Here is a 13,130-nt window from a genome sequence, read left to right as displayed (position 1 = left end):
TTGTGTCTTTTTCTGCGTCTAGAATCGTGTCTCTAGCCGTCTAGCTTTTACCGTACCCTGCAAAAATTATTGTCTGACTCCTTAACATCGTATCACAAATTAATGATTGGGTAAGAGAAAATACGGATGTATAGGGATGTATAGATTTGCTAAAATTCTAGATTAAGGTAGTGCGATCGCATCCTTCGGTAAAAATTAGTCCAAAATTTATTCTAGTCGGGGGAATAAGAGATGGAGTCAAGTCTAACACGCGGAACAATTTTAATTATTGATGATAATCCAACGAACCTTGAAGTTTTATACGGAACTTTAGATGGAAATGGATATGATATTTTGGTAGAAATGGATGGAAATAGGGGTATTGAACAAGTTCTTAGAAATCCTCCCGATCTGATTTTATTAGATATTATGATGCCGGAGATTAATGGTTTTGAAATCTGTCGGATTCTAAAAGAAAATCCGAGAACGAGAGATATTCCTATTATTTTTATTACCGCAGTCTTTGAAGTCGAAGATAAAATTAAAGGATTTCAACTTGGGGCTGTTGACTACATCACAAAACCCTTTCAAAAAGAAGAAGTTCTCGCTCGTATTCAAATGCAAATGCGATTGAACCAGATGAGTAGAGAATTAGAATCAAAAAATCGGAATCTGGAAACAAAAACAGCAGAACTTTCTCGTTTATTAGAGGAACTTCGCAATACTCAATTACAATTAATTCAGTCAGAAAAAATGCTAGGTCTCGGTCAGTTAGTGGCAGGAGTAGCACATGAAATCAATAATCCCGCGACCTTTATTTATGGCAATCTCGTTCATTGTGAAGAATATATTGCGGAGATTGTAACACTTCTCCAAATTTATCAAGAATGTTATCCCAACCCCGATGAAAAAGTTGCCGATTTTTCAGAGAATCTCGATTTCGATTTTCTGGTGGAAGACTTACCAAAAACAATGGCTTCGATGAAATCAGGAGTCCAGCGCATTCGTCAAATTGTGACAAGTTTACGAAATTTCGCCCAATTAGATCGCTCAGATATTCAATGTGTCAATCTTAACGAAGGTCTTGAAAATGTTCTCATTTTTTTAGATCATCGCTTACAATTATTCTCCAAAGATTTAACACTAGAAGTGATTAAAAATTATGGCGATCTTCCTGAAGTTGAATGTAATGCCAGACAAATGAATCAAGTTTTTATGAACTTACTAAATAATGCCATTGATGCCTTAGAAAAGCGAGGTATGGAAGAAGAATATCACGGGATTATTACGATCGCAACGCAGATGATTAACGAAAATATAGTCGAGATTCGTATTAAAGATAATGGTATCGGGATTAGTACAGAGGTCAAAAATAGAATTTTCGATCCTTTTTTCACCACTAAACCCATCGGCCAAGGAATGGGTTTAGGTCTTTCGATTAGTCACCAAATTATTACTCAAGGACATGGAGGAAACTTGCACTGTTTCTCTCAGTTGGGAGAAGGCACAGAATTTATTATTAATATTCCCCTCCGAGTTGAGCGATCGCGATGCTTAATTCACTTGCAATAAAAACACTATTGGTAACGGCGATCGCGCTTCCTTAAAAAATCTTGAAGTTTTAATACATTTTTTATGTTTTTGCAATTTTTAACTCTATCTCTAGAGAAAACTACTTAAAATAGTTGGATGACCTCTCAAGTAAGTTAAGAGTAAGTTAAGCGATGCAAATCAAAGGTCTACAGAATCCTCTCCGCAAGTCTATTGGGGCTAAACTTTTCGTCTATGTTTTAGTTGGAGCTTTAATAGGGCTAGGAGCAATGTCCTACTTTTTCTATCAAGCTCTTGAAAAACGTGCTAAAGAAGAAATTCAAGGTAATTTAAGTACGCAAGTCAAATCTATTGAGGGACAACTTAACAAAACAGAACAGTTAATGTTGAGTTTAGTTTCTGCCGTTAAAGCTCTTCATGAATCGGGAATCGAAGATTACGATACTTACAAAGAATTAGTATTTGAACTGTTTCAATATCGTACTCCTCTCACAACAGCCCTAGGTTTTGGCCAAGCACGTTATAAGATTTTGCCCGATCGCGAAACCTATTGGTACTATTTTGCTCTCGATCAAGGTCATCCTGAACAAGTTGGTTCTCCTCTTGCTCCTCCTTACGAAAATATTCGTTATGTTAATGTCTGTTCCGAGGCAGTTAATCTGGACTGTCTTGAACAAGAGTATAGTCAATTGCCAATCAATGCTGGCAAAGAAATTTGGCTTGAGCCTTATCAGTGGTACGGTCTTACTATGACGACTTCTACTGCCCCGATTTACAGCGATCGCAAAGAACTACTCGGAATTGTTGGGTTGGATGTGAATATTGCAGCGATTATTAAACAAGTTAGCGATCCTGTTACTTCGGGAGGAGGTTATTTTGCTATCTTAACCGAACAAGGAAATTTGTTAGCTTATCCCCCCAATCTGGAAAAAGCAAAACAATTGGCAACCTACAAAGATTTTCCGGAACTACAAACCGTTTGGGAAAAAATTGGCGATACTGAATCTGGACTCATTCACACCTCCGGAAGTTTTTGGGCTTATCAACGAATTGAAGGGACAAACTGGCTAATGCTTGCATCAGTTCCTCAATGGGTTATTATCAAACCCGTGTTAACAATTACTCTCAGTACTGCTCTAGGTGCAGGAATTATCCTTGCATTAGTTGTTACTTTATTTGTGCGGAATCTCAACCGTCGTTTGCAACCCATCCTAGATGAGTGTCATAAGTTGGCAGAATCTGATACTCAGCGAAGCGAACAGTTCAACCTCACAGAAAATAACGGCGATCGCGGAGATCCAACTCTTGTAGCTCTAGATATTGAAAATTCTGATGAATTAGAGGTACTCGAACTATCTTTCAACCGCATGACGCAACAACTGAAATCATCTTTTGAAACGCTTGAATTGCGAGTGAAAGAGCGGACTGAGGAACTAGAAAAAGCCAAAGAAACAGCCGATTCTGCTAACGTAGCTAAAAGCGAATTTTTAGCGAACATGAGCCACGAACTAAGAACACCGCTCAATGGGATTTTAGGCTATACGCAAATTCTGCAACGAGCTACGAATTTAACCGATAAAGAACAGCACGGACTTTTGATTATTTATCAATGCGGCAATCATTTACTTACCCTCATTAATGATATTCTCGATATCTCAAAAATTGAGGCACGAAAACTAGAATTACATCCGAAAAACTTTCATTTTCCTTCCTTTCTTCAGAGTGTTGTAGAAATGTGCCGCATTCGAGCCGAAAAAAAAGGAATTGAATTTGAATTCCATCCTCCAGAAGGTTTACCGATGGGGATTAATAGCGATGAAAAACGTTTGCGACAAGTGTTAATTAATCTTTTGGGAAATGCAGTGAAATTCACCGATAGAGGTAGCGTTACTCTGGATGTGAGTTTTGAACCTTTAGATGTTTCCCATTCACGTCTATCTTTTGCGATAAAGGATACAGGAGTGGGAATGACCCCCGAACAACTGGAAAAAATCTTCCAACCCTTCGAGCAAGTCGGAGAAAGTAAACACAAAGCGGAAGGAACAGGATTAGGTTTATCGATCAGCACTAAGATTGTTGAGATGATGGGGGGAGAAATTCAAGTCGAAAGTCAAATCGGCAAAGGAAGCATTTTTAAATTTACTATTGATTGTCCTCATGCAGAAGATTGGTTAATTTCTAGTACCCTGACCAAGCAAGGACAAATAACCGGATATGTTGGAAAAAAACGGAAAATTCTCATCATTGACGATCGCTGGGAAAATCGTTCGGTCTTGGTTAATTTATTAGAACCCATTGGTTTTAACGTAGTTGAAGCTGATAATGGTAAAAAAGGACTCGAGCAAGCCAAAATTCACGAACCAGATTTAATTATCACCGATCTCAAAATGCCTGTGATGGATGGTTGGGAGTTTCTGAGACAAATTCGCCAGAACGAAAATGAACAACTCAAACATAGTCTCGTTATCGTCTCTTCTGCTAGTGTTTTTGAAGAAGATCGTCAAGAAAGTTTAACGGTTGGAGGAGATGATTTCCTCACCAAACCCGTAGAAGCCCATTCTCTCTATCAAATGTTAGAAAAATATTTGGATTTGGATTGGATTTACGAAGAACAAGCCGAAATTGCATCAACTACAGAGGAAGCAGGCGATCGCGAAATGATAATTCCTCCTGCATCGGCTTTAGAACAATTACAAGAGTACGCCAAAAAAGGACAAATGAATGGGATTAAAGCGGAACTTAACAAAATTATCCAGCTAGATCGCCAATACCAGAACTTTGTGGATGAACTTAACCAATTAGTGAAAACCTTTAATATCCAAAAAATTCGTCAGTTTCTGCAAGAAAATGGACAAACTTCTGAGAGATAGGCACGAATCATAACTTAATGGGTGTATAATCTTTGAAAGATTACTCAAGGGAGTAATATGGCGCTCTAATCAATGAGTGCAAACGATTTAAAGGGTGTATCTTTTCCCCAAATTCTGTCGCAAAACCCCATAACAATCGCTTAATCTTCGAGGTGTTTATGAAGACTACTTTAGAACAAGGCACAATTCTCATTATTGATGACAATCCTACTAATCTAGAAGTTCTCTATGGTGCTTTGGATGGTAATGGTTATGATATCTTAGTAGAAATGGATGGTGAAAGCGGAATCGACCAAGTGAAAACTAATCCTCCCGATTTGATTTTGCTTGATATTATGATGCCGGGTATTGATGGGTTTGAAACCTGCCGTCGCTTAAAAGCCCATGAGATATCGCGAGAAATCCCTGTTATTTTTATGACAGCACTCACAGACACAGAAGATAAAGTCAAAGGACTCAACTTGGGAGCCGTCGATTATATTACTAAACCTTTTCATAAAGAAGAAATACTCGCTCGCATTCAAGTCCACTTAAAATTGCGACAAATGAGTTTACAACTCGCTCAAAGTAATGAAAGACTCGAGCAAAGAGTACAAGAAAGAACAGCCAAACTAACCGGAGCGCTGGAAGAGTTAAGATCGGCACAACTCCAACTCGTGCAAGCTGAAAAAATGTCCAGTCTTGGTCAATTAGTTGCAGGAGTTGCTCATGAGATTAATAATCCCGTAAATTTTATTCATGGTAATATCGGACACCTCACAGATTATATTGAAAGTTTTGTAAATTTTCTTAATCTTTACGACAATTGCTATCCCGATAAAAACGAAAAAATTATTGAATTGCGAGAGGAATTAGATATTGATTTTTTGATTGAAGATATCCCAAAAATTATGGCATCTATGGAATTAGGAGTTAAGCGAATTGAGCAAATTGTTTCTAGTTTGCGAAATTTTTCTCGCTTAGATGAAATGGAGAAAAAACCCGTAGATATTCATGAAGGAATAGACAGTACGTTGCTGATTTTGCAACATCGTTTGAAAGCAAGTCCAAAACAACCAGAAATTGAAATTGTTAAAAACTATGGCAATCTGCCAGATATTGAGTGTTATGCAGGACAACTCAATCAAGTCTTTATGAATCTGTTGAGTAATGCGATTGATGCCCTCGACGAGCAAGCGGAGAAAAGGCCGCATCCAGGTAAAATCATAATTTCTACACAAACTCTTCCGGAGAATTTGGTTAGGATTAGTATCAAAGATAATGGGATTGGCATTAATGAAGAAACAAGAAACAAAATCTTCGATCCCTTTTTCACAACTAAATCCATTGGGAAAGGTACGGGTTTAGGATTATCTATTAGTTATAAAATTATTACAGAAGGTCATCATGGCTCTTTGTCTTGTTCATCTCAACCGGGAGAAGGAACAGAATTTACAATTGAAATTCCCCTGAAATATACTGACTTTAGCGATCGCAATAATTTCCTCGATCGCCCCAGTTTTTAATCCTATTTGAATGAGCCTATTTCTCTTTCAGCAGAGGAAAATAATATCTAATTGTTGAGTTGATTTTTTGCCCGCCCCTCGGTATGATCCGCAGTATATGGATTTATACTACTTGGGGTTATCATCAACAATGAAAACAATGACTCGATGTGTTTGCCAACTCATCGAAATACAGGCGCAACAAAGACCCAATGGTATTGCTATTACCTTTAACAATCAAATATTAACCTATCAGGAATTAAATGAACGTTCCAATCAAGTTGCTCGGTATTTGCAAACTTTCGGTGTAAATACAGAAGTGTTAGTGGGGGTTTGTGTCGAGCGATCGCTAGAAATGGTCATCGCTTTGTTAGGAATTTTAAAAGCTGGTGGAGCTTACGTGCCTCTGGATCCAAATTACCCAAGAGAACGTTTAGCTTTTATTCTGGAGGATACTAAACTGTCAATTCTGCTGAGTCAGAAAAGTTTGTCCAACGTTATTCCTCAATATCCAGTCCAAAAAATTTATTTAGATGAAGATTGGCCGAAAATAGTTTGCCAATCTAGAGAGAATTTCATTAATCCTATAGCCCCCCATAATCTGGCTTATTTAATTTATACATCAGGCTCTACAGGCAGACCAAAAGGCGTTGCCATTGAACATGGCAGTGTTTTTGCACTTATTGAATGGGCCAAAGAATTTTTTACCCCCGAACAATTAAAAGGCGTACTAGCTTCAACGTCACTTTGCTTCGATTTATCTATTTTTGAAATATTTGTCACCTTAAGTTGTGGTGGCAAAGTAATTGTAGCCCGCAATGCTCTTGAATTACCGACTTTGCCAACCGCACAAGAGGTAACACTTATTAATACTGTTCCTTCAGCAATAGCAGAGTTATTGCGAATGAATGGGATTCCCTCTTCAGTTCGCACGATTAATCTTGCTGGAGAACCCTTACAAAATTTTTTAGTACAGAAGATTTATCAGCTAAACCACATTCAAGAAGTCTTTAATCTTTACGGGCCTTCGGAAGATACAACCTATTCAACAGTAGCCTTTGTAGAAAAAGGCTCGACAGAAATTCCTTCAATCGGTCGTCCCATTGCAAACACGCAAATCTATTTGTTAGACTCCCACCTCAATCCCGTACCCCTAGGAGAAGTGGGGGAAATTTATATTAGTGGGGCCGGAGTTGCTCGAGGTTATTGGAATTGCCCAGAACTCACGGCCGAAAAATTTATCGCCAACCCTTTCAGTCACGATTCCAAGTCTCGTCTTTATAAAACCGGAGATTTGGCCTCTTACTTACCCAATGGCAATCTCAGATTTCTCGGTCGCAAGGATTACCAAGTTAAGATTCGAGGTTTTCGCATCGAACTCGGGGAAATTGAAAACGCGATCGCTCAACATCCAAAAATTCAAGAAACTATTGTCATTGCCAAAGAAAATTCATCGAAAAGGCAATATTTAATCGCCTACATCGTTGGTCAATGCAATAAAATCACCTCTGATACGGAACAAGTTCGCCATTGGGATCGTGTCTGGAATAATACTTACCAATTTAAGACTCCTTCCCATCAAGATCATTGGTTTAATAGCAACGGTTACAACAGTAGCTATACGGGTTTACCCATTGCTTCTGAAGAAATGCGTGAATGGGTGGCAGATACGAGTACGAAAATTCTCGAACTCCAGCCCCAAAAAGTTTTAGAAATTGGCTGCGGTATGGGTCTCATTTTGTTCCGCGTTGCTCCATACTGTTCTGATTATTACGGAATTGACATTTCGCAAACTGCAATCGCACAGATCGAGGCACAGATCGAACGAGATCGGCAAAGGTGGGAAGGAGTTCGAGTCAAACAGGGAAAAGCTCACGAACTCGATCGTTTAGAAGTTGATGCTTTTGACACGATTATCATTAATTCAGTCATTCAATATTTCCCCAGTCTCGATTATCTATTGCAAGTCTTAAAAGAGGCAATCGCCCGAGTGAAACCGGGAGGGAAAATTTTTATCGGTGATATCCGCAGTTTGCCCCTCCTCGAAGCCTTTCACACTTCCGTTCAACTCGCGCGATCGCCAGCTTCTCTCTCGACAATTCAACTACAACAACGCATCCAAGAGCGGATCGAAGCTGATGGAGAACTCGTCATTCACCCAGATTTTTTCCTTGCTCTCAAAACACATTTTCCCCAGATATCCTTTGTGGAAACTTCCCTCAAAGGTGGACTTTCACAAAACGAGTTAATTAGCTTCCGTTATGATATTGTCTTGCACATTGGAGCAACCATTGCCACAACCCCCGCACCTCAAGTCTTTTTTGATTGGCAGCAGCAAAATTGGTCAGTTCCCAGTATGTTGCATTGGTTAAAACAAAATTGCCTCGATATCGTCAAAATTGAGAATATTCCTAATGTCCGTATCATTCCAGATTTACAAGCAGTCCAACTCCTACACAATCGCGATCGCCCCAAAACCGTCGCCGAACTGCGATCGCGATTAGTATCCGAACGCCCCAAGATCAAAGTTCATCCCGAAACTTGGTGGAAATTGGGCATATTGCTCGACTATCAAATCGATCTCAATTGGTCGAAATCAAAAGAACGAGGTTGTTACGATGTCGTGCTGCGAAAAAAAGATATTCCGCCCTTGCCACAACCGACCGATGCAATTAAACCTTTGCAGGAATATATCAGCAATCCCGCTCAAATCGCCACAAAACAGAATCTGATTCCTGAATTGCGAGAATTTCTCCAAATCAAACTGCCCCATTACATGATTCCCTCAATTTTTGTTGTACTAGATTCTCTACCCCTCACCCCCAACGGTAAAATCGATCGCCAAGCGCTCCCCGAACCTCAAAGGACTCGACCCCTGCTTGATAAAACTTTCGTCGCCCCCGAAACCGAGATCGAACGGAAACTAGCGGAAATTTGGTCGCAACTCCTCGCAATAAAAGAAATTGGCACGAATGATACCTTTGCCGAACTGGGGGGTCATTCCTTATTAACGGTACAGTTACTCGCTCGGATTGAAGAGGTGTTTCAGATTGAAATTCCCCTAATAACTTTTTTGCAGTATCCAACCATTGCCGGACTCAGTGATATGCTGTCCGGCGATCGCCCTAAAGCCGAATTTTCTATTGATATTCATCAAGATACCGTCCTCGATTCCACCATTTATCCCTCGACTTATTCTGTCGATCCCGAGAAAGAACCCCAACATATTTTTCTCACAGGAGTCACGGGTTTTGTGGGAGCATTCCTACTGCAAGAACTCCTAGAACAAACAGATGCGAAGATTTATTGTCTCATCCGAGCATCGCAGTTAGAAGAAGGAAAATCTAGGCTTCAGCAAAACCTCAAACGCTATCTTCTCTGGAAACAAACGTGGGATTCCCGTTTAATTCCTGTTGTTGGCGATCTGTCCAAACCCATGTTTGGCATGGAGGCTCAGAACTTTCGCGATTTAGCAAACAAGGTTGATTTAATCTATCACTGTGGGGCATTTATCAACCTCATTTATCCCTACCCAGTGTTACGCAAACCCAATGTCTTAGGCACGCGAGAAATTTTGCGTCTTGCGGGTCAGGGAACGACAACCCCCGTTCACTTTATTTCTACCTTGGATGTCTTCCTCTCGCCTCATTATACCCAACAAAGCGTACTGTACGAAGAAGAAGCCATTGCTTATCCCGAACAACTTTCTAATGGTTATGCTCAAAGTAAATGGGTAGCGGAACAATTAATGCTCAATGCTCGCGATCGCGGCATTCCTGCCAGTATTTATCGCCTACCCATGATCTCTGGACACAGCCAAACTGGAATTGCAAATAACGATGATTTATTATCCCGATTTATCATGGGAATCCTGCAACTTGGGAGCGCTCCCATGTTAGCGCGATCGATTGGTATGGTACCTGTCGATTTTGTGAGCAAGGCAATCTTTAATTTATCCCGACAACCCGAATCCCTTGGTAAAGTCTTCCATTTTGGCAACGATCGTCCCCTTGCTTTTCCTCACTTTGTGGAAACATTACGAGACATGGGCTACAATATCAAGGAAATTGCGTATCCAGAATGGTTGCACCAATTACAACAACCCGAACTTAGTCGAGATAACGTTTTAAATCCCCTTGCCAAACTGTTTAGCAAGCGAAATAATAGTGAATTAACATATCTGGAAACAACCTTATTGAGCAATCAAAGAATTGATTGCCAAAATACACAAATTGGTTTGCGAGGTACGGGAATAATCTGTCCTCCTGTAGATTCCGAATTGATTAAAACTTATATGTCTCATCTTCATCAAAATGAAGTCATTGCTCGACTTTACCGACGATTTGCTCGAGGAATTAAACCTTCTCTTTCTCTCTAATTTTCAAATTAGTGTTAAATAACCCGTTCATTCCCCCCATCCACAGGAATTTGAGCCGCCGTTGTACAAGCAAACAAAGACCCGCACATTTCAGCCGCTAACTCAGCAACAGCGTGACTGTTAACCTCAACTTTTAAGACATTATTAGTTTTATATTCTTTCACCGTAATTCCATAATGTTTAGCACGGTTTTCTAGCACTTCCTGCGTCCATATTCCCGTATCAAAAACTGCATTAGGATGGAGAGAATTAAGGCGAATTCGATCTTGACCCCATTCTAAAGCCGCCACTCGCATCAGTTGATTTAATGCCGCTTTAGAAGCAGAATAAGCCGCCGCACCGGGACCAGGTGCCGGGACATTTTTCGAGCCAATAATCACCACTCGTCCCCCGTTTGGTGCAAGTTTTAAGAAGGGATGACATTCTCGTAATAAAATCAAATTGGCATCGAGATTAATGTTCATAACCTTACGCCATTCTTCCGTATTTAATTCGGCGATCGCGCGACTCGAAGGAAAAATACCCGCATTGAGAATTAACATATCCAAACCGCCAAAATTAAGGACAGTTTGCTCGATCGCGTCATTAATATTATCTTCTCGAGTCACATCGCATTTAATCCCTAAGAAATCAGAACGAGAATAGAGTTCCTCAATGTTAGGATTAATATCTAAACCCACCACCGCCGCTCCTCGTTTGAGTAAGGATTCTACACAGGCTTTACCAATTCCCGAAGCGGCTCCCGTAACGAGGGCAATTTCTCCCGTAAACTGGGGAGGTGTACCGCCTTTGCGTAATTTTGCCTGTTCTAGGTCCCAATATTCTACAGCAAAAATATCCTTTGCAGGTAAGGCTTGATAGCGCTCTAATGCCGTCGAAGATTGAATAATATCAATGGTATGGTGATAAATATCAGCAACGATCGCGGCGCTTTTGGCATTTTTGCCCATCGCACACATCCCCAATTCGGTATCTAAAATCACCCGAGGCACGGGATCGAGCATAGTTGTTGTTTCCGTTGCATGGGTGCGAAAATATGCTTGATAATCTTTAATATAAGCCTCTAGATCCCGTCCGAGAAGGGGAAGGCGTTTGGTGCGAATCACATGATCGGGAGTTGCGGGACCTTGTTGGGAGATTTCCGCAATATCTTCTCGTTGAACAAAAGCGAGGGTTTTTTCATTGCGGTGCATCGTCACGATCGCCGGAAATCCTGCACTTTTAGATAATTGATAACGCAATTCAGCTAAAGGAACTGCCAAAGATTTCTCTGCAATTTTGACGGAATTTGGGGCTACTTTTGCGCCTTGTTTTTCAATATAATCTTCTGCTAAACTCACTAATTCAATCATCAACTCGTAAGATTCTCGTGCCGTTGCCCCAAAGGAGAAGATACCATGATTCATTAATACCATGCCGACAGTATTTTCTCCTGCTTCGGCGGCAAATTTTTCCGCACAGAGACGAGCGAGATCGAATCCTGGCATAACATAGGGAATAATCACGACGCGATCGCCATAAATTTCCCGAATTCGCGCTAACCCACTGGGAGTATTCGTAACCGTTACGACTGCATTGGCATGGGTGTGATCGACATATTTATAGGGTAAAGTCGCGTGGAGAATCGTCTCCACAGAGGGAGAAGGAGCGCTAGAACGGGTCATTTGCGTTTTTAGCTCATTTACCATCTCAGGGTCGCTCAAAGCCTCCAGTTGCGCCAATTTGAGGAGATGCGCCATGCGAACCGGAGAAAAGCCCTCTTTTTCGATTGTCGCTAAATCCCAGCCACTTCCTTTCACATAAAGAATCTCTTCTTCTTCGCCCACAATATTCTTTTCTCGGATTTTCACTGAAGTATTGCCGCCGCCGTGGAGGACAAGGGAGGGATCGCGCCCTAAGAGTTGAGAGGTATAAACGCGCTGTTCGAGGTCGGTAGGGTAGCGATCAGCTTCAGCTTGATTCCAGAGACTTTTCATAATGGGCAAATGAGCAAGAAAACTAAAGAGATGCTTATTATACCAATTATCGAGATATAATAATCGAATTTTCTCGCAATTGGTTAATCTGTTCCATGAGGGTTTGTTGATTTTGTCGTAATTTCTATCAAACCCTCTCCCCATGCCTTTTTGCAAGTTTTGTCCTGTACTGAGCTCGACGACCTACTTTATCGTATTTCGTTTCGGTGAAGGTTTCATCTGCAAATATTACTTTCGTTACCCGTCCCAATTTATCGTATTTGTATTCGGTAACGTTCCCTTTGGCATCAATTTCATGGGTGCGTCGTCCTGCTTTGTCGTATTGGTAGGAAACACTACTGCGGTCATCGATATTGTTATCGGTGGTATCGGGATAAATAACTTGTTCTAAGCGTCCCAAGGCATCGTATTTATATTCGGTTTTGTTTCCTTCCTCATCGATTTCTGCCTGTACTCGTCCGTCTTCACTATATTCTGTTTTTGTTCGGGGTAAGTCGGCATTCAGCACTCGTAAAGGAGTGATGACGGGATAAAGAACTTCTGTCCAATTTACTGCATCTAATGTTGATGCGGTTTGGACTCCTCCGAGAAATTCCATGTCTGCGAGGAAGGTTTCTAAACTCACTTCATCCCCGTAAACTGTCTCAACTAAACGTCCTGCTACATCATCGGCTTTTGTCCCGTCGGGTTGGGTGATGTTTTTGCGGATTTCGTAGGTGCGGTTTCCATTCAAGTCGTATTCGTATTCGCTGTTGAAAACTCTTCCATTCTGTATAATGGAGTCAAACGTATTGATTCCTTCTTTCTTTAAAGCAATGGTACAACAACTTTCTCCCCTCACCATTGAAGACGAACTTCTTTATCCCGATCGCGACGGTAAACCCTTGGCTGA

The 13,130-nt window shown here is 40.8% G+C and carries 6 protein-coding genes; 4 read left to right on the top strand and 2 right to left on the bottom strand.

From position 1 onward, the window contains the following. Positions 1-231: 231 nt before the first annotated feature. The 4 genes from VB714_RS19510 (at position 232) to VB714_RS19495 (ending at position 10,262) form a co-directional block, all read left to right on the top strand. The gene (locus VB714_RS19510; protein WP_323226337.1) at positions 232-1,551 is read left to right on the top strand and encodes a sensor histidine kinase; all 1,320 of its coding nucleotides are present in this window, start codon (positions 232-234) and stop codon (positions 1,549-1,551) included. A gap of 152 nt (positions 1,552-1,703) precedes the next feature. Next, entirely contained in the window at positions 1,704-4,400 is a 2,697-nt protein-coding gene (locus tag VB714_RS19505; RefSeq protein ID WP_323226336.1) for a hybrid sensor histidine kinase/response regulator, read from the top strand. 158 nt (positions 4,401-4,558) lie between these two features. After that, on the top strand, positions 4,559-5,905 hold the full coding sequence (locus VB714_RS19500) for a response regulator (protein WP_323226335.1): 1,347 nt from the start codon (positions 4,559-4,561) through the stop codon (positions 5,903-5,905). Between the two features lie 139 nt (positions 5,906-6,044). Next, complete coding sequence (locus VB714_RS19495; RefSeq protein WP_323226334.1) at positions 6,045-10,262, top strand: amino acid adenylation domain-containing protein; 4,218 nt, start codon at positions 6,045-6,047, stop codon at positions 10,260-10,262. 14 nt (positions 10,263-10,276) lie between these two features. On the opposite strand, the gene VB714_RS19490 is transcribed toward VB714_RS19495, so the two are convergent. Both VB714_RS19490 and VB714_RS19485 read right to left on the bottom strand, forming a co-directional pair. Then, positions 10,277-12,238 carry a bifunctional aldolase/short-chain dehydrogenase gene (locus VB714_RS19490; protein WP_323226333.1) on the bottom strand — a complete coding sequence of 654 codons (1,962 nt, stop codon included), beginning with the start codon at positions 12,236-12,238 and terminating at the stop codon, positions 10,277-10,279. A gap of 127 nt (positions 12,239-12,365) precedes the next feature. After that, on the bottom strand, positions 12,366-12,971 hold the full coding sequence (locus VB714_RS19485) for an RHS repeat domain-containing protein (RefSeq protein WP_323226332.1): 606 nt from the start codon (positions 12,969-12,971) through the stop codon (positions 12,366-12,368). Between the last annotated feature and the right edge of the window lie 159 nt (positions 12,972-13,130).

This window comes from Spirulina sp. 06S082, from assembly GCF_034932145.1.
In the GTDB taxonomy this organism is placed as follows: Bacteria; Cyanobacteriota; Cyanobacteriia; order Cyanobacteriales; family Spirulinaceae; genus CCY15215.
The sequence above is the reverse complement of the archived record's forward strand: the minus strand, read 5'-3'. Positions and strand labels throughout refer to the sequence as shown.

What these genes read in the sequence shown, in the direction of transcription:
- VB714_RS19505 (WP_323226336.1), top strand. Translation starts at nt 1,704, where the DNA reads ATGCAAATCAAAGGTCTACAGAATCCTCTCCGCAAGTCTATTGGGGCT.
- VB714_RS19490 (WP_323226333.1), bottom strand. Translation starts at nt 12,238, where the DNA reads ATGAAAAGTCTCTGGAATCAAGCTGAAGCTGATCGCTACCCTACCGAC.
- VB714_RS19500 (WP_323226335.1), top strand. Translation starts at nt 4,559, where the DNA reads ATGAAGACTACTTTAGAACAAGGCACAATTCTCATTATTGATGACAAT.
- VB714_RS19495 (WP_323226334.1), top strand. Translation starts at nt 6,045, where the DNA reads ATGACTCGATGTGTTTGCCAACTCATCGAAATACAGGCGCAACAAAGA.
- VB714_RS19510 (WP_323226337.1), top strand. Translation starts at nt 232, where the DNA reads ATGGAGTCAAGTCTAACACGCGGAACAATTTTAATTATTGATGATAAT.